The following is a 20,481-nucleotide window of genomic DNA, read 5'->3' as shown; positions in this document are numbered from 1 at the left end:
TAATCGCTCGAGCTCGCAAAAAGCGCAAGCCGGTTGCCGAGATGAACGTGGTGCCTTACATCGACGTGATGCTGGTGCTGCTGGTCATCTTCATGGTGACCGCTCCGATGCTCAATCAGGGCGTGAAAGTTGATCTGCCCAAGGTTTCCAGCGAAGCCTTGCCGCAGGACAACAACACCCAGGTCCTGACCATTTCGATCAAGGCTGACAAGACCTACTACTGGAACCTTGGCAGCGAAGTCGACACTGAAAAGCAACAGGACAAGGCCATGACCTTGCCGCAGATGACTGACGCGGTGACCAAGATCATTCGCGCCGGTACTGAAGGCGGCAAGCGCACCCAGGTGTTCATCCGCGGTGACAAGACCGTCGATTACGGTTCCGTGATGGGCGCCATGGGCGGGTTGCAGAAAGCCGGGGTCGGTAATGTTGGCTTGATTACCGAGGCACCCTGATGCAGCAAATGCGAGAGCCGTCCGCCTCGGAAAGCTACTTCTGGCCTAGTGTCCTGGCGATTGTCTTGCACGTGCTGGTGTTCGGCATGCTGTTCGTCAGTTTCGCCTTCACACCGGAGTTGCCGCCGGCCAAGCCGATTGTCCAGGCGACCTTGTACCAACTGAAATCGAAAAGTCAGGCGACCACCCAGACCAATCAGAAGATTGCGGGTGAGGCGAAGAAATCCGCCGCGCGTCAGACCGAAGTCGAACAGATGGAACAGAAAAAGATCGAACAGGAAGCGATCAAGGCCGCGGAACAAAAGAAGGAAGATGCGGCTCAAAAAGCCGAAGAATCCAAGAAGGCCGACGAGACCAAGAAAGCGGAAGAGGCAAAAAAGGCTGATGAAGCCAAGAAAGCCGATGAAGCGAAGAAGACCGCCGAAGCCAAAAAGGCCGAAGAGAAACAATTGGCTGATATAGCCAAGAAGAAATCTGAAGAAGAAGCCAAGAAAGCGGCTGAAGAAGAGGCCAAGAAAGCGGCCGCTGAAGAAGCCAAGAAAAAGATTGTCGAAGACGCGAAGAAGAAAGCCGCGGAAGACGCCAAGAAGAAATCCGAAGCTGAAGAGGCGAAGAAGAAAGTCGCCGAAGACGCGAAGAAGAAAGCTGCTGCCGATGCTGCGAAGAAAAAATCGCAGGAAGCGGCGCGTAAATCCGTCGATGAGAAAAAAGCTCAGGCCCTGGCCGATCTGCTTTCCGACACGACGGAGCGTCAGCAGGCCTTGGCGGATGAAACGGGTGATGAAGTCGCGGGTAACTTCGACGATTTGATTCGCTCGCGTGCTTCCGAAGGTTGGGCGCAGCCACCGTCGGCCCGCAAGGGCATGAAAGTGATTCTGCAAATCAACATGCTGCCTGATGGAACAATCTCCGGCGTATCGGTTGCCAAGTCCAGCGGTGATGTACCGTTCGACAGTTCAGCGGTAGCGGCGGTAAAAAATATTGGTCGATTGACCGAAATGCAGGGTCTGAAGCCAGCTGATTTCGCACCCTATCGTTCATTCAAGATGACATTCACACCTGAGGATCTAGCCTTGTGAGAAACCTTCTTCGAGGACTGCTTGTCGTCATGTTCTGCTTTGCAGGACTGGCCACAGCAGATGAAAAAAATATCCTGGTCAGCAGTGGTAGCTCCCAGGCAACTCCAATTGCCGTAGTGCCATTCGGTTTCCAGGGCGGCACCGTGCTGCCGGATGACATGGCCGAAATCATCGGCAACGACCTGCGCAACTCGGGTTACTACGCGCCGATTCCAAAGCAGAACATGATCAGCCAGCCGAGCCAGGCCAGCGAAATCATTTTCCGTGACTGGAAGGCGATCAACGCTCAGTACATTATGGTCGGCAGCATCGTTCCAGCGGGCGGTCGCCTGCAGGTTCAATACGCTCTGTTCAACGTCGCCACCGAACAGCAAGTGCTGACCGGCAGCGTGTCGGGCAGCGTCGATCAACTGCGTGACATGGCGCACTACATCGCCGATCAGTCGTTCGAAAAACTCACCGGTATCAAAGGTGCGTTCTCGACACGCCTGCTGTACGTGACGGCCGAACGTTTCTCCGAGAAGAACACGCGCTACACGCTGCAACGCTCGGACTATGACGGTGCCCGCGCCGTGACTCTGCTGCAATCGCGCGAGCCGATCCTGTCGCCGCGTTTCGCACCGGACGGCAAGCGCATCGCTTACGTTTCGTTCGAGCAGAAGCGTCCGCGTATCTTCATGCAGAACATCGACACCGGTCGCCGTGAGCAGATCACCAACTTCGAAGGCCTCAATGGCGCGCCTGCCTGGTCGCCGGATGGCAATCGCCTGGCATTCGTACTCTCGAAAGACGGTAACCCGGACATCTACGTGATGAACCTGGGCTCGCGTCAGATCTCTCGCGTCACCAATGGTCCCGGCATCAACACCGAACCGTTCTGGGGCAAGGATGGTTCGACCATCTACTTCACCTCCGACCGTGGCGGCAAGCCACAGATCTACAAAACCAGCGTCGGTGGTGGCGGTGCGGAACGCGTGACCTTTATTGGTAACTACAACGCCAACCCTAAACTTTCGGCTGATGAAAAGACCCTGGTGATGATTCACCGCCAGGATGGCTTCACTAATTTCAAGGTGGCGGCCCAGGATTTGCAGCGCGGTAGTGTAAAGATCCTCACTGATAGCACTCTGGACGAGTCGCCTACTGTTGCGCCCAACGGCACCATGGTAATCTACGCCACCCGCCAGCAGGGCCGGGGAGTCTTGATGCTCGTGTCCATTAATGGACGCGTAAGGCTCCCGCTTCCTACCGCACAAGGCGAAGTCAGAGAACCTTCCTGGTCCCCTTACCTGAACTGACGCGGCGCTACACGTTTTACTTAACACACTGGGGTTCATTAGGAGTTTCACGATGGAAATGCTGAAGTTTGGTAAATTTGCTGCGCTGGCTCTGGCCATGGCTGTAGCTGTAGGTTGCTCGTCCAAAGGCGGCGACAATGCCGGTGAAGGCGCTGTTGATCCAAACGCTGGTTACGGCGCTAACACTGGTGCCGTTGATGGCTCCCTGAGCGAAGAAGCTGCTCTGCGCGCAATCACTACCTTCTACTTCGAATACGACAGCTCGGACCTGAAGCCAGAAGCCATGCGCGCTCTGGACGTTCACGCCAAAGACCTGAAAGCAAACGGCGCTCGCGTTGTTCTGGAAGGCAACACCGACGAACGTGGTACTCGTGAGTACAACATGGCACTGGGCGAGCGTCGTGCGAAAGCCGTTCAGCGTTACCTGGTACTGCAAGGTGTTTCCCCAGCTCAGCTGGAACTGGTTTCCTACGGCGAAGAGCGTCCAGTTGCTACCGGCAACGACGAGCAGTCCTGGGCTCAAAACCGTCGCGTCGAACTGCGTAAGTAATTCGTCATGCGAACGTGCCGTCGTGCTGTAACTGTTTTGGCTCTCAGCCTCGCACCGCTTGCGGTGTGGGCTGCGGTTCCTGTGGTCGATAACGACTCCGGCTATAACAATAGCGGGAGTAGCAATCCGCCTGCGGGTTACGGTACGAACGGCGCCTATGCCGGGGGAGGGGTTTCGACCCCTGTCTCGGCACAGGGCGAGCTGTTCAACCAATTGCAATCCATGCAGGAGCAGATTTCACGCCAACAGGGTGTGATCGAAGTTCTGCAGAATGATGTAGCGCGCATGAAGCAAGAGAGCCTGGAGCGATATCAGGATCTTGATCGGCGCATAGGAACCGGCGTTGCACCAGCCGCGACTCCTGATAATTCTTCCACCGGTGGCAGTTTGAATGCCCCCGGTGCCGCCGCTGGCGCAGGTGCAGGAGCGGCCGCCGCTCAGGCACCTGCTGCGGGTAGCGAACCGGCTGATCCGGCGAAGGAAAAACTGTATTACGATGCAGCCTTCGACCTGATCAAAGCCAAGGACTTCGACAAGGCCAGTCAGGCTTTTGCCGCATTCCTGCGCAAGTACCCGAACAGCCAGTACGCGGGCAATGCCCAATACTGGTTGGGCGAAGTCAATTTGGCCAAAGGCGATCTGCAAGGTGCAGGTCAGGCATTTGCCAAGGTTTCGCAGCTATACCCCAAGCACCCCAAAGTGCCTGATTCGCTGTACAAGCTGGCTGATGTAGAACGCCGCCTCGGTCACACCGACAAGGTCAAAGGCATTCTGCAACAGGTTGTGTCCCAGTATCCGGGCACTTCCGCTGCGCAGCTGGCCCAGCGTGATCTGCAAAAAATGTAAGGGCTGCTTTACCCGTTTTGAAGAAACCCGCGCCTGTCGCGGGTTTTTTCGTTAGAATTCACGCCCTTTTTCTGAAACACGCTTTTTGGGATCTGCGCGTTGGCGGGGTTCCTTGAAGTGCCTGACGGAGGCGGACAGCCTGTTTAGCTGTTATGCCCGTGGCGACTATGCAAGACACATTGAGAATCACCGAAGTTTTCTACTCGTTGCAGGGTGAAACGCGGACTGCCGGGCTGCCCACAGTTTTTGTGCGCCTGACCGGTTGCCCATTGCGTTGCCAATACTGCGACAGCGCCTACGCGTTCACCGGCGGCACCATTCGCCCCCTCGACGACATCCTCGAGCAAGTGGCCGGTTTCCGTCCGCGTTACGTCTGTGTCACCGGTGGCGAGCCGCTGGCGCAACCCAATGCCATCCCATTGCTCAAGCAGTTGTGTGACGCCGGTTACGAAGTGTCGCTGGAGACCAGCGGCGCGCTCGACATCTCGGCGGTCGATCCACGGGTCAGTCGGGTCGTCGACCTGAAAACCCCGGGTTCGAAAGAAGCACACCGCAACCGCTACGAAAACATCGAACTGCTCACGCCCAACGACCAGGTGAAGTTTGTCATCTGCTCGCGGGAAGACTACGACTGGGCGGTGTCCAAGCTGATTCAGTACGGCCTGGACACGCGTGCGGGCGAAGTGCTGTTTTCGCCAAGCCACCATGACCTGAATGCGCGGGATCTGGCTGACTGGGTGGTGGCGGACAACCTGCCAGTGCGTCTGCAATTGCAGCTGCATAAATATCTTTGGAATGACGAGCCGGGGCGCTGAGATGACTGAACAACTGAACACTGCTGAAAAACGTGCGGTCATCCTGCTATCCGGCGGTCTCGACTCCGCGACGGTCGTGGCCATGGCCCGTGCTGAAGGCTACAGCTGCTACACCATGAGCTTCGATTACGGTCAGCGGTCTCAAGTAGAGTTGCACGCCGCAGAACGAGTCGCCCGCGACCTGGGCGTGGTCGAGCACAAGGTGATCGGCCTCAATTTGAACGGTATGGGCGGCTCGGCACTGACCGACAGCAGCATCGACATTCCTGAAGAGTTGGGGGAAGGCATTCCAGTCACTTATGTGCCGGCGCGCAACACGGTGTTTCTGTCTCTGGCGCTGGGTTGGGCTGAAGTGCTCGGCGCGCGCGACATCTTCATCGGCGTGAACGCGGTGGATTATTCCGGTTACCCGGACTGCCGTCCCGAATTCATCGAGTCCTTCGAGCGCATGGCCAATCTGGCGACAAAGGCCGGTGTAGAGGGCAATGGCTTCCGCATCCAGGCGCCACTGCAGAACCTCAGCAAGGCACAGATCGTCCAGGCAGGCGTGAAGCTGGGGGTCGATTACGGGCTGACCGTTTCCTGCTATCAGGCGGACGATAATGGTCGTGCGTGCGGTAAATGCGACAGCTGCCGACTGCGTGCAGAAGGCTTTGCAGCGGCCGGCGTGAGCGACCCAACACCTTATTTTTGATTTATTTCAAATTAGGTGTTGAATAGTCCTTAAAAATCAGTATTATACGCGCCACCACACAGCGGGTCGTTAGCTCAGTTGGTAGAGCAGTTGGCTTTTAACCAATTGGTCGTAGGTTCGAATCCCACACGACCCACCATTTTTGTAGCAGTTTTAAAAGTCTGGAAGGCCCACGCAAGTGAGGATTTCCGGATTTTTTTTTGTCCGCGATTTGACCTCGGCTCAACGCGGGGTTGCACCGCGTGACGCAGGTCAGAATCATCTTTTGCATCCACGGGATATTCTGTAGCCTTGCGCAGCTTCACCGATGTCCGTGCCTGATGATACTCACTCTCCCGGCGGTACCCTGAAGGGTCCGGAGCCGGGTGTATACTCGACTTTCGCGCGAAAGCGCCTGCAGGTCTTGCGAACATGACGCAAATTTCCGAACGCCTTCTGGTTCAAGCCCACCTCGACGCCAAGCAGCCCAAGCCGCTGACCGTTGAAGAGGAAGCTTTTTACCGTGCCGCCATCGCTGCCGAGCTCAAGGCTCAGGACGCGGTGCTGGTTGCTCACTTCTATTGCGATCCGGTGATTCAGGCCCTGGCCGAAGAAACCGGTGGTTGCGTCTCCGACTCACTGGAGATGGCGCGCTTCGGCAGTGCTCACCCGGCCAAGACTGTGCTGGTCGCCGGTGTGAAGTTCATGGGCGAAACCGCGAAAATCCTCAATCCTGAAAAACGCATTCTCATGCCAACCCTGGAAGCGACCTGCTCGCTGGACCTGGGTTGCCCGGTGGATGAGTTCTCGGCGTTCTGCGATCAGCATCCGGAACGCACGGTGGTGGTGTATGCCAACACCTCGGCGGCGGTCAAAGCCCGGGCGGATTGGGTGGTAACGTCCAGCTGCGCGCTGGAGATCGTCGAAAGCCTGATGGATAACGGCGAAACCATCATCTGGGGCCCGGACAAGCATCTGGGCACTTATATCCAGCGCCAGACCGGTGCGGACATGCTGCTGTGGGACGGTGCCTGCATCGTTCACGAAGAGTTCAAGTCCAAGCAGCTCGAAGACATGAAGGCGCTGTACCCGGACGCCGCGATTCTGGTGCACCCGGAGTCGCCGACCTCGGTGATCGAACTGGCGGACGCCGTCGGTTCCACCAGTCAGTTGATTGCGGCGGCACAGAGCCTGCCGAACAAGACCCTGATCGTCGCCACCGATCGCGGCATCTTCTACAAGATGCAGCAGCTGTGCCCGGACAAGGTCTTCATCGAAGCCCCAACGGCTGGTAACGGCGCAGCGTGCCGCAGTTGCGCACATTGCCCGTGGATGGCGATGAACACCCTTGAGCGCACGCTGAAGTGCTTGAAGGAGGGGACGAACGAGATCTTTGTGGATCCGGCGTTGATTCCGCAGGCGATTCGGCCGTTGAAGCGGATGCTCGACTTCACCCAGGCTGCTCGGATGAAACTGGCCGGTAACGCTTAAGTACTCGCAAAAAACTGTGGGATAAAAACTGTGGGAGCGAGCCTGCTCGCGATGGCGGTCCGTCAGTCACATGTATGTTGACTGAGGCACCGCCATCGCGAGCAGGCTCGCTCCCACAGTGGTTTTTGCTTCCCGCAGCTACTTGTTCTTCTTCGGAATGCGCACGAGCTGCGTGTTCGAGTACATGTCATGCCAGCTGCGTTTCTGTTTATCGAACAGCGACCAGAAGAACCCAAGGCCAACGCACAACAGCGATGCGATCGACACGACAAACCGCAGCAGCGCCTGCCACAGGCTGATGGACGAACCATCCGCGTTCTGCACGCGAATGCACCACACCTGCATACCCAGCGTCTGACCGGACCAGGTCCAGAACTTGGCAAAAAAACCAAACAACACAAACAGCAACACCGTCGATAGCAGCGGATCACCGTCCAGCGCGCCGGATTCGGTCAATGTGCGCATTTTGTCTTCGCCGATGATCGCCATCTGGATCATCTTGTAAATGCCGCTGGTGACGATCAGCAGGGCGGTGCACAAGAGGAAGTCATAGAACATCGCTGCCAGGCGACGGCCCAGGGTGGCGGCGGGAAAGTCGCCCTGGGGGTTGAGCAGGTGTTTCGACATGACAGCCTCTGGACGGAAAAAAAGCTATTTTACGGATTTACGCGCACAAAAAAGCCCCTGATGTCAGCATCAGGGGCTTTTTCGTTACAGAAGATTAGGCTTCTGCTTGTACTTCGTCAGCCTGCATGCCTTTCTGGCCTTGCACAGCAACGAAAGTCACTTTCTGGCCTTCTTTCAGGCTTTTGAAGCCGTTGCCCTGAATAGCGCGGAAATGCACGAACAGATCCGGACCGCTTTCTGGAGTGATAAAACCAAAACCTTTCTCGTCGTTAAACCACTTGACGGTACCGCTCTGACGTTGGGACATTTCTTATTTCCTTTGACGCAAAAATTAATGACAGCCTCCTTCTCATGAAAGAGTACTGGGGCTGGTTGCAGGAGAGTAAGAAGACGTCGAACGGGATGTAGCTAACTTGTAGGCTACTGCCCAGGTCACGATTCCAAGCGACCCATGCAAACACAGTGAACAAACTCTACGCCAACTACGTGAGAAAAAACAAGCCCTGTGAGAGGCCCGGTTTTGCTCAGGTTGATGGCAGTAGCGTGTCCACTAGTGCGGGCTTATTCGATCGGGTTGTTCAATTGTTTTCGAACGTTATAAGCAACGTTCATAAACGAAGCTTAGAGCCAAAGACATGCACTGTTTTATGGCGGTTGCGTTACACATTAGTGCACTGTTAACGCAACCGCGTTACTTATAGAAACAGTCAATCAGCCGCGATAGTAGCGTTGTGGAACAAATGGCATTTTGCTTACAAGCAAAGGCACCCTTTTCCCACGAACAATCGCCCATACGGGTGTATCAATAGCGATATAAGCGCTGTCGAGGTAGCCCATGGCTAAAGGTCCGCCCAGAGTCGGGCCGAAACCACCGCTGCACACAGCGCCGATGATGTCGCCTGCTTCGTTGACGATTTCCGCGCCTTCACGCACCGGTGTACGTTCCTGAGGCAACAGGCCCACACGCTTGCGGTTGACGCCGGCTTGTTGTTGCGCGAACACAGTCTCTGCGCCAGGGAAGCCGCCGGCCCGTGCGCCATCGGCGCGACGTGGCTTGGAGATGGCCCACAGCAGGCTGGCCTCGATCGGAGTGGTCTCGGTGTTCATGTCGTGGCCGTAGAGGCACAGGCCGGCTTCCAGGCGCAGGGAGTCGCGAGCGCCGAGGCCGATGGCCGCCACTTCAGGCTCAGCCAGCAGCGCGCGCGCCAAGGCTTCAGCGTTGGCGGCCGGTACGGAGATTTCGAAGCCGTCTTCACCGGTGTAGCCCGAACGGCTGACAAAGCATTCGACACCCAGCAGTTTCACTCGGGTGAACTGCATGAAAGTCATCTTCGCGACTTCAGGCGCCAGACGAGCGAGCACGGTCACGGCAGCCGGGCCTTGCAGGGCCAGCAGCGCGCGTTCTTCGAACAGCGGTTCGATTGTGCACTGGTCACCAATGTGCTTTTGCAGATGCGCAAGGTCCTGATCCTTGCAGGCGGCGTTGACCACCAGGAACAGTTCGTCGTTACCCAGGTTGGCGACCATCAGGTCGTCGAGGATTCCGCCGGTTTCATTGGTGAACATCGCGTAGCGCTGCATGCCCACCGGCAGGTCGATGATGTCCACCGGCACCAGGGTTTCCAGGGCCTTGGCGGCATTGGCGCCGGTCAGGCGGATCTGGCCCATGTGCGAGACATCGAACAGCCCGGCCTGATCACGGGTGTGCTGGTGTTCTTTCATCACGCCCAACGGGTATTGCACCGGCATGTCGTAGCCGGCGAACGGCACCATGCGCGCGCCGAGTTCGATGTGCAGTGCGTGCAGCGGGGTTTTCAGCAATTGTTCGGTGGACATATTCAGCTCCTGAAAAAGTGTGCGGATGCGCGTGGGCATCAGCACTCGATAATGTTGACCGCCAAACCGCCACGGGCGGTTTCCTTGTATTTGCTTTTCATGTCGGCGCCGGTCTGGCGCATGGTGCGGATGACCTTGTCGAGGGAGACGAAGTGCTGGCCGTCGCCGCGCAGGGCCATGCGCACGGCATTGATGGCTTTCACCGAACCCATGGCGTTGCGCTCGATGCAAGGCACTTGCACCAGCCCGCCAATCGGGTCGCAGGTCAGGCCCAAGTTGTGTTCCATGCCGATTTCCGCCGCGTTTTCCACTTGCTGCACCGTGCCGCCAAGCACTTCGCACAGCGCGCCGGCCGCCATGGAACAGGCGACGCCGACTTCACCCTGACAACCGACTTCGGCGCCAGAGATCGAGGCGTTTTCTTTATAGAGAATGCCGATGGCGGCGGCGGTCAGCAGAAAGCGCACGACGCCGTCTTCGTTGGCGCCGGGAATGAAGCGCATGTAGTAATGCAGCACCGCCGGGACGATGCCCGCTGCTCCGTTGGTGGGCGCGGTGACGACGCGCCCGCCGTTGGCGTTTTCTTCGTTGACCGCTAAAGCGTAGAGGTTGACCCAGTCCAGCACCGACAGCGGATCACGTAGCGCCGATTCCGGGTTCTTGCACAGTTGCCGATGCAGCGCAGCGGCCCGACGTTTGACCTTCAAGCCACCGGGCAGAATTCCTTCATTGCGGCAACCGGCAGCGACGCAATCCTGCATGACTTGCCAGATGTTCAGGAGGCCGGCACGGGTTTCCGCTTCCGGGCGCCAGGCACTTTCGTTGGTCAGCATCAACTGGCTGATGGACAAGCCGTACGTGGCGCAATGACTGAGCAGGTCCTTGGCGCTTTTGAACGGGAAGGTCAGCGGCGTGGCGTCTTCGACAATGCGGTCGGCGCCGGCGGCGTCTTCATCGACCACGAATCCGCCGCCGACCGAGTAGTACTCGCGGCTGCGGACCTGTAGGCCCGCCGCGTCGAACGCACGAAAAATCATGCCGTTGGGGTGATAGGGCAACGGTTTGCGGATCATCGCCAGGTGTTCTTTCTCGTTGAACGCAATGCTGTGTTCGCCGAGCAGGTTCAAGCGACCATTGCCGCGAATATCTTGCAGACGGGCGGCGACGGTTTCGGTGTTCACGGTGTCCGGGTGTTCGCCTTCCAGGCCGAGCAACACGGCCTTGTCGCTGCCGTGGCCTTTACCGGTGGCGCCGAGCGAGCCGTAGAGCTCGACTTTGACGCAGGCGGTTGCAGTCAGCAGCCCTTCACGGCGCAAGCCTTCGGCAAAACGCGCAGCAGCGCGCATCGGACCGACGGTGTGGGAGCTGGAAGGGCCGATGCCAATCTTGAACAGGTCGAACACGCTTAACGACATGGTTTGGCTCCGGGGTCGCAGTTGTCAGCAGCAAGCTACAAGCTGCAAGTAAGAGCCCGCAGGCTTTTAACTTGTAGCTTGAAGCTTAGAGCTTGCAGCTGCTTTAGGCATAAAGCTCGATTGACGGGCAAGCGCAAACCAGGTTGCGATCGCCAAACACGTTGTCGACGCGACCGACCGGTGGCCAGTACTTGCCTTCGATCAGCGACGCAACCGGGTATACCGCTTGCTCACGGCTGTACGGATGCGTCCACTCGCCAACGATTTCCGCGGCGGTGTGCGGGGCGTTTTTCAGCGGGTTGTCGTCCTTGTCCAGCGTACCGTTTTCCACCGCGCGGATTTCTTCGCGGATGCGGATCATGGCGTCGCACAAGCGGTCCAGTTCTTCCTTGGATTCGCTTTCTGTCGGCTCGATCATCAGCGTGCCGGCGACCGGGAAGGACATGGTCGGAGCGTGGAAACCGAAGTCGATCAGGCGCTTGGCGACGTCATCGACGCTGATGCCGCTGCTGTCTTTCAGCGGACGCAAATCGAGGATGCATTCGTGCGCCACCAGACCGTTGCTGCCGGTGTACAGCACTGGGTAGTGCTCTTCGAGGCGACGGGAAATGTAGTTGGCATTGAGGATCGCGAGCTGCGAAGCGCGCTTGAGGCCGGCGCCGCCCATCATCCGAATGTACATCCAGGTGATTGGCAGAATGCTCGCGCTGCCGAACGGTGCCGCGCAGACCGCGCCTTCTTTACGCTCCATGGTGCCGTGACCCGGCAGGAACGGGGTCAGGTGCGATTTCACGCCAATCGGGCCAACGCCCGGGCCGCCACCACCGTGGGGAATGCAGAAGGTTTTGTGCAGGTTCAGGTGGGACACGTCGCCGCCGAACTTGCCCGGGGCGCAGAGGCCGACCATCGCGTTCATGTTGGCGCCGTCGATGTACACCTGGCCGCCGTGGTCATTAATGATGCCGCAGATTTCACGGATACCTTCTTCGAACACGCCGTGGGTCGACGGGTAAGTGATCATCAATGCCGCGAGATGTTCGCGGTGCTCGATGGCCTTGGCGCGCAGGTCTTCGATGTCGACGTTGCCGCGGGCATCGCACGCGGTGACGACTACGCGCATGCCGGCCATGTTGGCGGTGGCCGGGTTGGTGCCGTGGGCAGAGGACGGGATCAGGCAGATGTCGCGACGGTCTTCGCCACGGCTCTGGTGATAGGCGCGAATTGCCAGCAGGCCGGCGTATTCACCTTGGGAACCGGCGTTCGGTTGCAGGGAGATCGCGTCGTAACCGGTGGCGGCGCAGAGCATCGCTTCCAGTTCGTCGGTCAATTGTTGGTAACCGGCGCTTTGCTCGGCCGGGGCGAACGGGTGCAGGGCACCGAATTCGGCCCAGGTGACCGGGATCATTTCGCTGGCGGCGTTGAGTTTCATGGTGCACGAACCCAGCGGGATCATGGTGCGATCCAGGGCCAGGTCCTTGTCGGCCAGCTTGCGCAGGTAGCGCATCAGCTCGGTTTCCGAGTGATAACGGTTGAACACCGGGTGGCTGAGGATCGGAGATTGGCGAACCAGCGCGGCCGGGAGGGTGCTGACCACGGAAGCGGCGAGGGCGGCGAAGTCTGGCAGCGCCTTAGCGTCGGCGAACAGGGCCCACAGGGTTTCCACGTCGGCTTGCGAAGTGGTTTCGTCGAGGGACAGGCCCAGACGCTCGGCATCCACGACGCGCAGGTTGATCTGCTGGGCGCGAGCCTTGTCGTGCAACGCGCCAGTGTTGGCGCCGGTTTTAATGGTCAACGTGTCGAAGAAGCTTTCTTGCTCGACCGTCAGCCCCAGTGCGCTCAAGCCCTTGGCCAGAATCGCGGTCAGGTGATGAATGCGGTTGGCGATCTGCGTCAGGCCTTTCGGGCCGTGGTACACGGCGTACATGCTGGCGATGTTGGCCAACAAAACCTGCGCGGTGCAGATGTTCGACGTGGCCTTCTCGCGGCGGATGTGTTGCTCGCGGGTTTGCATCGCCAGGCGCAGGGCCGGTTTGCCGAAACGGTCCACGGAGACACCGACCAGACGGCCCGGCATGTCGCGCTTGAACGCATCTTTCGTCGAGAAGTAAGCCGCGTGCGGGCCACCGAAGCCCAGCGGCACGCCGAAGCGTTGCGCGCTGCCGATGGCCACGTCGGCGCCGAACTCACCTGGAGGGGTCAGCACGGTCAAGGCCAACAGGTCGGCGGCGACGGCGACCAGCGCGTTGGCGGCGTGGAAGCGTTCGGTCAGTTCGCGGTAATCGAAGACGTCACCGTTACTCGCCGGGTATTGCAGCAAGGCGCCGAAGAACGGCGTCACGTCAGTCAGTGCCTGCTCGTCACCAACGACCACGTCGATACCCAGCGGCTCGGCACGGGTGCGCAGCACGTCGAGGGTTTGCGGGTGGCAATGCACGGACGCGAAGAAGGCGTGGCTGCCCTTGTTCTTGCTCAGGCGTTTGCAAAAGGTCATCGCTTCGGCGGCGGCGGTGGCTTCGTCGAGCAAGGATGCGTTGGCGATCGGCAGGCCGGTCAGGTCGCTGATCAGGGTCTGGAAGTTCAGCAGCGCTTCGAGACGACCCTGGGAGATTTCTGGCTGGTACGGGGTGTACGCGGTGTACCACGCCGGGTTTTCCAGCAGGTTGCGCAGGATCGGCGACGGCGTGTGGGTGCCGTAGTAACCCTGGCCGATGAAGGTCTTGAACAGCTGGTTTTTGCCGGCGATGGACTTGATCAAGGCCAGGGCATCGGCTTCGCTCAGGCCGTCTTCGAGACCGAGGACGCTGGTGCCTTTGATGCTTTCCGGGATGACGCTGGCGCTCAGGGCTTCCAGGGAGTCAAAACCGAGGCTGTTGAGCATGGCTTGCTCGTCGCCGGAACGCGGGCCGATGTGGCGGGCGATGAATTCGTTGGCGGTCGTCAGGTTGACTTGAGTCATGTCAGCGCTCCTCAGGCTTCGGCGTTGGCTTTGATCAGACGGTCGTAAGCGTCCTGATCCAGCAGTTTGGCGACAGCCGAGGCGTCGGTTGGCTTAAAGCGGAAGAACCAGCCTTCGCCCAGCGGATCTTCGTTGACCAGTTCAGGGCTGCTCTCGAGGGCCGGGTTGGTCTCGACCACTTCACCGTCCAAAGGCATGTACACGCCGCTGGCGGCTTTTACCGATTCCACGGTGGCGGCTTCGGCGCCTTTGTCGTAGGACTGCAGCTCAGGCAGTTGTACGAAAACCACGTCGCCCAAGGCGTTCTGTGCGAAGGCGGTGATGCCGACAGTGACGCTGCCGTCAGCTTCGGTGCGCAGCCATTCGTGATCTTTAGTAAAACGCAACTCGCTCATGGAAACTCCTAAGGGGGCCAGACTTGTCTGGTGGACGCGATGGAATGCTTGGGCTAAAGCCCTGCTTTATGGCGGGTTACTAAGCAATTTCGCGGCCAATGTTTTTTTATCGTTATAAATCAATAGCTTAGTTGATATTGCGATGCGCAACAGATTGATGGCTGTAGCGAAATCGCTACAGCAAGAGGCGAAGAAAAAAGCCTAGGTGGATCAAAGCCTTGCACAGCGGTGATCAGGGGAGGGTGTAGCGATATCGTTCCGCTGTAGCGCTTTCAGTACAGATGGAGGTCGTTTTTAAACAGGTCTTCAGGCCAGACACAAACCTCTGTAGGAGTGAGCCTGCTCGCGATAGCGGTGTGTCAGTCAACACATGCAGCAACTGACACTCCGCTATCGCGAGCAGGCTCACTCCTACAGTTGTTTTGTGCCGGTTGGGAGATTGTATACCCGGCCTCACGGCTTATTGGGAATGCCGTACTTGCGCAGTCGATGGGCGATCGCCGTGTGGGAAGTTTGCAGGCGGCTGGCCAGTTGCCGGGTAGAGGGGTAGCTGACGTAGAGTTTTTCCAGCAGCGTCTTTTCGAACTCTTCCATCGCCTGCTCCAGGCTATCGACATCGCTGTCACTCTGGCGCGCCACCGAGGTGCCGGCGATGTCGAGGTCGCCGATGTCCACCAGGCTGCTTTCGCAAATCGCCGCCGCACGGAAGATCACGTTCTGCAATTGCCGCACGTTGCCCGGCCAGCGGTTACCCAGCAGTGCAGGATAAGTCCCGGGCGCTAGACGACAGACCGGGCGCTGGATCTGTGCGCAGGCCTGCTGCATGAAATAGCGCGCCAGCAGCAGGATGTCCTGACCGCGTTCACGCAGAGGCGGGACTTCGACATTCAGGACGTTGAGGCGATAGAACAAGTCTTCGCGGAACGAACCTTCGCTGACCATTTTTTCCAGGTTGCGGTGAGTTGCGCTGAGGATTCGCACATTGACCTTTACCTCGCGATCACCCCCGACTCGCCGGAAGCTGCCGTCGTTGAGGAACCTCAGCAACTTCGCCTGCAGGTACGGCGACATTTCACCGATTTCATCGAGAAACACCGTGCCCTGGTTGGCCAGTTCCATCAGCCCCGGTTTGCCGCCCCGTTGCGCACCGGTAAAGGCGCCAGGGGCGTAGCCGAACAGTTCGCTTTCGGCGAGGTTCTCCGGCAATGCGGCGCAGTTCAGCGCCAGGAACGGCGAACCGTGCCGGGCGCTGATGGCGTGGCAGGCCCGCGCCACCAGTTCTTTGCCGGTTCCGGTTTCGCCCTGGATCAGCAACGGCGCATCCAGTGCTGCCACGCGCTGGGCGCGTGCCTTGAGGGTACGGATCGCCGGGGACTCGCCGAGCAACGCGTCGAAACCTTCGGCATGGTCGTGGTGCAGCGCCGAGAGGCGTTCGCCGATGCGGTTCGGTTGATACAAGGTCAGCAGGGCGCCGGCGTCGGTGATCGGGGTGGCGTCCAGCAGCAGGGTCTGGCCGTTGACGGTGATCTCGCGCAGCGGCAGGCGGAAGCCGTTTTCGAGCAATACGCCAAGCAGCGCCGGGTCGGCAAACAGATCGGCGACGCTTTCACCGGCCGGTTCGCGACCATACAACGCGATCAGCGCCGGGTTGGCCAGCAGCACTTTGCCGTCACTGTCCAGGGCCAGCACCGGGTCGGTCATGGCGGCGAGCAGCGCATCGAGCTGCAAGTGCCGCCGTTGCCCCGGAAGGATGTCGACCACCGTCATCGCTTGCACGCCACGCACGCTGAGCAACGCATCGCGCAGCTCTTCGAGCACTTCCGGGCTCAGGGTCGGAGCGTCGATGTACACGTTGGGCGGGACCATTTCCACCGCATCCAGATTGAGATTACGCCCACCGAGCAGGGCCAGGACTTCCTGGGTAATGCCGACGCGGTCGATGAAGCTGACGTGGATACGCATGGGGCGGTTTTCAATCTGGCAAGCGGAGGGGGGCAAGTATGCCTTGGGGCGGGTCTCAGGTGAAATGCACGTGTTCAACCTGCAGGAGCGAGGCTTGCCCGCGTAGAGGCCATCAAGACCACTAAAAGCTTCGCGGGCAAGCCTCGCTCCTACAGGTCGTGGGGCCGCAGTCTTTCAGTCGGCATCCATAGCGAATGAAAGTCCGTCATCGCGAGCAGGCCCGCTCCCACAAGGGGACGCAGGCTACTCAAAGTTTTTGAGATCTACCGGGTCGCCGGATTTCATATCCAGCTTCTTCCGAATGTCTTCAAATACCTCGTCGTAATTTTTGTGAACCGAGCCGATCTGGCTGTGTGTCCTTGGAATACCGTACTTCTCGGCGATATTCGTTATGTTGTTGGCGAAGTTGTAGGCCTCAACCTTGGGTAGAAAGAAGGTTTCGCTCATATCCTTTCCCTGAATGCTGCCATGCATGGTGAACTGGATGCCTTTTTCCCCTTTGTCGTTATTGCTGACCTCATAGTCGAAGTGCAGGTTGTAGCTGACATCATCCGAGGTCAGCGCGTGGCGCTCGATGTGCAAGTGACCGGGGGCGAACGTTGCCATTGACGTTTCTCCTTATAAATAAGTAATGCCAGGTGTCGCCGTGCTGATGCGCGTGCCGGCCTTGCCCTGGACGATTGCTTCGATGTCCGAGAGTGAACCGATCACCGCGGTTTTTCCAGTATGGCGGGCAAACTCGCAGGCGGCCTGCACCTTCGGTCCCATGGAGCCGGCGGCGAAGCCGAGTTTTTCCATTTCGTCGGGGTGGGCCTGGGCGATGGCTTTCTGGGTAGGTTTGCCAAAGTCGATGCAGGCGGCGTTGACGTCGGTGGCGATCACCAGCAGATCGCTTTCCAGCTGTTCGGCCAGCAGCGCCGAGCACAGATCTTTATCGATGACCGCTTCCACGCCTTGCAGTTTGCCGCTGGCGCCGTACATCGTCGGGATGCCGCCACCGCCCGCGCAGATCACGATGCTGCCTTTTTCCAGCAGCCATTTGATCGGGCGGATTTCGAAGATGCGTTTGGGTCTGGGGCTGGCCACCACGCGACGGTATTTGTCGCCGTCCGGGGCAATCGCCCAGCCTTTTTCGGCGGCAAGTTTTTCCGCTTCAGCCTTGGCGTAGACCGGGCCGATGGGTTTGGTGGGGTTCTGGAACGCCGGGTCGTTGGCGTCGACTTCGACCTGGGTCAGCAAGGTGGCGAAGGGCACTTCGAAGTCCAGCAGGTTGCCCAGTTCCTGTTCGATGATGTAGCCGATCATGCCTTCGGTTTCGGCGCCGAGTACGTCCAGCGGATAAGGCGAAACCGAGGTGTAAGCGGCGGCCTGCAACGACAGCAACCCGACTTGCGGGCCATTGCCGTGAGCGATCACCAGTTCGTTGCCAGCATAAATCTTGGCGATCTGTTCAGTGGCGATCCGGATGTTGGCGCGTTGATTGTCCGCGGTCATGGGTTCACCACGGCGGAGCAGGGCGTTACCGCCCAGAGCAACGACGATACGCATAATGCAGTCCTTCTAAATGGGGTGACTCGGTCTCCCTGGTGAAACCCGATCAGTGTGGGAGTGAGCGTGCTCGCGATGACTATTTAACACTCAACAGAGACGTTGACTGTTACTCCGCTATCGCGAGCAGGCTCGCTCCCGCAGGGGCTTTGTTCCAGCCGGGAGAGCCGGGTGGGCCGTTAGATATCCGCCAACGCCGACACCAGGATCGCCTTGATGGTGTGCATGCGGTTTTCCGCTTGCTCGAAGGCGATGTTGGCCGGCGATTCGAAGACTTCTTCAGTCACCTCCAGGCCGTTGGCCAGGTGCGGATAGCGTGCGGCGATGTCCTTGCCGACCTTGGTTTCGCTGTTGTGGAACGCCGGCAGGCAGTGCATGAATTTCACCCGCGGGTTGCCGGAGGCTTTCATCATCGCGGCGTTGACCTGGTACGGCAGCAGTTGCTCGATGCGCTCGTCCCACGCTTCTACCGGCTCACCCATCGACACCCAGATGTCGGTGTGGATGAAGTCCACGCCCTTGACCGCTGCTTTCGGGTCTTCGGTGATGGTGATGCGCGCGCCGCTTTCTTCGGCGAAGGCTTTGCACTGGGCGATGAAATCAGCGTGTGGCCAGAGCGCTTTCGGCGCGGCGATGCGCACGTCCATGCCGAGTTTGGCGCCGATCATCAGCAGCGAGTTGCCCATGTTGTAACGGGCGTCGCCAAGGTAGGCGTAGCTGATGTCGTGCAGCGGCTTGTCGCTGTGCTCACGCATGGTCAGGGTGTCGGCGATCATTTGTGTCGGGTGGAATTCAGCGGTCAGGCCGTTGAACACCGGTACGCCGGCGAACTTGGCCAGCTCTTCGACGATTTCCTGTTCGAAGCCCCGGTACTCGATGGCGTCGAACATCCGCCCCAGCACGCGGGCGGTGTCTTTCATGCTTTCCTTGTGGCCGATCTGCGACGACACCGGGTCGATGTAGGTGACGTGGGCGCCCTGGTCATGGGCCGCGACTTCGAAGGCGCAACGGGTGCGGGTCGAGGTTTTTTCGAAGATCAGCGCGATGTTTTTGCCTTGCAGGTGCGGACGCTCGGTGCCGGTATATTTGGCGCGCTTGAGGTCGCGGGACAGGTCTAGCAGGTAGTTGAGCTCGCGAGTGGTGTGGTGCATCAGCGAGAGCAGGCTGCGGTTGCGCATATTGAAAGCCATTTTGGATCTCCTTGGGTTTCGGTTATCCGCCTGCTTCGCGCTTTATGAGCGCGAAGCAGGGCATAAAAATTAATAGTCGATAGGGTCGCGAATGATCGGGCAGGTCATGCAGTGGCCGCCGCCACGGCCGCGCCCCAGTTCGCCAGCGCTGATGGTGATGACTTCTACACCGGCCTTGCGCAGCAGGGTGTTGGTGTAGGTGTTGCGGTCATAACCGATCACCACGCCGGGCTCCACGGCCACCACGTTGTTGCCGTCGTCCCATTGCTCGCGTTCGGCAGCGAAGCTGTTGCCGCCGGTTTCCACCACGCGCAGCGCCTTGAGGTTGAGGGCCTTGGCGACGGTGTCGAGGAAGTTGGTTTCTTCGCGGCGGATGTCGATGCCGCCCGGCTTGCTGTCGTCAGGGCGCAGGGTGAAGGCGACGATCTGGTTTACCACTTCCGGGAAAATCGTCACCAGGTCGCGGTCGCAGAAGCTGAATACGGTGTCCAGGTGCATCGCTGCGCGGGACTTCGGCAGGCCGGCGACGATGACTTTCTCCACGGCGTTGTGCTTGAACAGGTTCACCGCCAGTTGGCCGATGGCCTGTCGTGACGAACGTTCGCCCATGCCGATCAACACCACACCGTTGCCGATGGGCATCACGTCGCCGCCTTCCAGGGTGGCGCTGCCGTGATCCTGGTCCGGGTCGCCGTACCAGATTTCAAAATCGGCGTTGGTGAACTGTGGGTGGAATTTGTAAATGGCGGTGGTCAGCAGGGTTTCCTGACGTCGCGCCGGCCAGTACATCGGGTTCAGCGTCACGCCACCGTAGATCCAGCAGGTGGTGTCGCGGGTGAACTGGGTGTTGGGCAGCGGCGGCAGAATGAAGCTGGAGTGGCCGAGGAAGTCGCGGAACATCTGGATGGTCTTGCCGCCGAAGCTGTCCGGCAGGTCATCGGCGGAGACACCGCCAATCAGGAACTCGGCGATATGCCGCGGTTCCAGGCTACGCAGCCACGAACCCACTTCGTTGATCAGGCCGAGGCCGACCGAGTTGGCGGTGACCTTGCGTTCCAGAATCCAGTCGAGGGCTTCGGGGATGGCGACGATGTCGGTCAGCAGGTTGTGCATTTCCAGCACATCGACGTTGCGTTCGCGCATCTTGGTGACGAAGTCGAAATGGTCACGCTTGGCCTGGGCCACCCACAGCACATCATCGAAAAGCAGTTCGTCACAGTTGTTCGGAGTCAGCCGCTGGTGGGCCAGGCCTGGGGAGCAAACCATGACTTTGCGCAGTTTGCCGGCTTCGGAATGGACGCCGTACTTAACTTTTTCGGTGGTCATTACAGTGATCCTCCAGATG

The 20,481-nt window shown here is 59.1% G+C and carries 19 protein-coding genes and 1 tRNA gene; 9 read left to right on the top strand and 11 right to left on the bottom strand.

Annotation, left to right across the window (positions count from 1 at the left end; all coding sequences use genetic code 11):
• Positions 1–2: 2 nt before the first annotated feature.
• The 9 genes from tolR to nadA all read left to right on the top strand — a co-directional run bounded on the left by tolR (position 3) and on the right by nadA (position 7,207).
• Entirely contained in the window at positions 3–455 is a 453-nt protein-coding gene (gene tolR / locus JIO00_RS22630; protein ID WP_161807482.1) for a protein TolR, read from the top strand.
• Complete coding sequence (gene tolA / locus JIO00_RS22625) at positions 455–1,534, top strand: cell envelope integrity protein TolA (RefSeq protein WP_010457470.1); 1,080 nt, start codon at positions 455–457, stop codon at positions 1,532–1,534. Before tolR ends, tolA begins: the two co-directional genes overlap by 1 nt.
• Before the next feature lie 29 nt (positions 1,535–1,563).
• Complete coding sequence (gene tolB / locus JIO00_RS22620; RefSeq protein ID WP_187699818.1) at positions 1,564–2,832, top strand: Tol-Pal system beta propeller repeat protein TolB; 1,269 nt, start codon at positions 1,564–1,566, stop codon at positions 2,830–2,832.
• Between the two features lie 52 nt (positions 2,833–2,884).
• Entirely contained in the window at positions 2,885–3,382 is a 498-nt protein-coding gene (gene pal, locus JIO00_RS22615) for a peptidoglycan-associated lipoprotein Pal (RefSeq protein ID WP_003178634.1), read from the top strand.
• A gap of 6 nt (positions 3,383–3,388) precedes the next feature.
• Complete coding sequence (gene ybgF, locus JIO00_RS22610; protein ID WP_077748707.1) at positions 3,389–4,228, top strand: tol-pal system protein YbgF; 840 nt, start codon at positions 3,389–3,391, stop codon at positions 4,226–4,228.
• Positions 4,229–4,395: 167 nt separating this feature from the next.
• The gene (gene queE, locus JIO00_RS22605; protein ID WP_077748728.1) at positions 4,396–5,043 is read left to right on the top strand and encodes a 7-carboxy-7-deazaguanine synthase QueE; all 648 of its coding nucleotides are present in this window, start codon (positions 4,396–4,398) and stop codon (positions 5,041–5,043) included.
• 1 nt (position 5,044) lies between these two features.
• Positions 5,045–5,737: a 7-cyano-7-deazaguanine synthase QueC gene (gene queC, locus JIO00_RS22600; protein WP_154501453.1), complete on the top strand. Its 693-nt coding sequence runs from the start codon at positions 5,045–5,047 to the stop codon at positions 5,735–5,737.
• 63 nt (positions 5,738–5,800) lie between these two features.
• Positions 5,801–5,876, top strand: a tRNA-Lys gene (locus JIO00_RS22595).
• Between the two features lie 272 nt (positions 5,877–6,148).
• Complete coding sequence (gene nadA, locus JIO00_RS22590) at positions 6,149–7,207, top strand: quinolinate synthase NadA (RefSeq protein WP_077748706.1); 1,059 nt, start codon at positions 6,149–6,151, stop codon at positions 7,205–7,207.
• Between the two features lie 138 nt (positions 7,208–7,345).
• Here the strand turns inward: nadA and JIO00_RS22585 are convergent, their stop codons facing one another.
• The 11 genes from JIO00_RS22585 to arcA form a co-directional block, all read right to left on the bottom strand.
• Positions 7,346–7,834: an RDD family protein gene (locus JIO00_RS22585; protein ID WP_077748705.1), complete on the bottom strand. Its 489-nt coding sequence runs from the start codon at positions 7,832–7,834 to the stop codon at positions 7,346–7,348.
• A gap of 94 nt (positions 7,835–7,928) precedes the next feature.
• Positions 7,929–8,141 carry a cold-shock protein gene (locus JIO00_RS22580; RefSeq protein WP_003175786.1) on the bottom strand — a complete coding sequence of 71 codons (213 nt, stop codon included), beginning with the start codon at positions 8,139–8,141 and terminating at the stop codon, positions 7,929–7,931.
• Positions 8,142–8,545: 404 nt separating this feature from the next.
• Entirely contained in the window at positions 8,546–9,670 is a 1,125-nt protein-coding gene (gcvT, locus tag JIO00_RS22575) for a glycine cleavage system aminomethyltransferase GcvT (protein ID WP_200666873.1), read from the bottom strand.
• Positions 9,671–9,708: 38 nt separating this feature from the next.
• Positions 9,709–11,085, bottom strand: a complete 1,377-nt coding sequence (locus JIO00_RS22570) for an L-serine ammonia-lyase (protein WP_010457430.1) — start codon at positions 11,083–11,085, stop codon at positions 9,709–9,711.
• Positions 11,086–11,188: 103 nt separating this feature from the next.
• Positions 11,189–14,041, bottom strand: a complete 2,853-nt coding sequence (gene gcvP, locus JIO00_RS22565; protein WP_200666871.1) for an aminomethyl-transferring glycine dehydrogenase — start codon at positions 14,039–14,041, stop codon at positions 11,189–11,191.
• Positions 14,042–14,052: 11 nt separating this feature from the next.
• The gene (gcvH, locus tag JIO00_RS22560; protein WP_200666870.1) at positions 14,053–14,436 is read right to left on the bottom strand and encodes a glycine cleavage system protein GcvH; all 384 of its coding nucleotides are present in this window, start codon (positions 14,434–14,436) and stop codon (positions 14,053–14,055) included.
• Positions 14,437–14,889: 453 nt separating this feature from the next.
• Positions 14,890–16,398 (bottom strand): sigma-54-dependent transcriptional regulator, encoded by a 1,509-nt coding sequence (locus JIO00_RS22555; protein WP_077748702.1) that lies wholly within the window; start codon positions 16,396–16,398, stop codon positions 14,890–14,892.
• A 243-nt stretch (positions 16,399–16,641) separates the two neighbouring features.
• Positions 16,642–17,004: a DUF5064 family protein gene (locus JIO00_RS22550; protein WP_077748701.1), complete on the bottom strand. Its 363-nt coding sequence runs from the start codon at positions 17,002–17,004 to the stop codon at positions 16,642–16,644.
• Positions 17,005–17,016: 12 nt separating this feature from the next.
• Entirely contained in the window at positions 17,017–17,946 is a 930-nt protein-coding gene (gene arcC, locus JIO00_RS22545) for a carbamate kinase (protein WP_077748700.1), read from the bottom strand.
• Positions 17,947–18,125: 179 nt separating this feature from the next.
• Positions 18,126–19,136 (bottom strand): ornithine carbamoyltransferase, encoded by a 1,011-nt coding sequence (locus tag JIO00_RS22540; RefSeq protein ID WP_200666869.1) that lies wholly within the window; start codon positions 19,134–19,136, stop codon positions 18,126–18,128.
• A gap of 69 nt (positions 19,137–19,205) precedes the next feature.
• The gene (gene arcA, locus JIO00_RS22535; RefSeq protein WP_010457415.1) at positions 19,206–20,462 is read right to left on the bottom strand and encodes an arginine deiminase; all 1,257 of its coding nucleotides are present in this window, start codon (positions 20,460–20,462) and stop codon (positions 19,206–19,208) included.
• Positions 20,463–20,481 lie beyond the last annotated feature (19 nt).

It is taken from the genome of Pseudomonas sp. SW-3 (assembly GCF_016615645.1).
Classification (GTDB): Bacteria; Pseudomonadota; Gammaproteobacteria; order Pseudomonadales; family Pseudomonadaceae; genus Aquipseudomonas; species Aquipseudomonas mandelii.
This window is presented reverse-complemented; position numbering and strand designations above follow the sequence as displayed.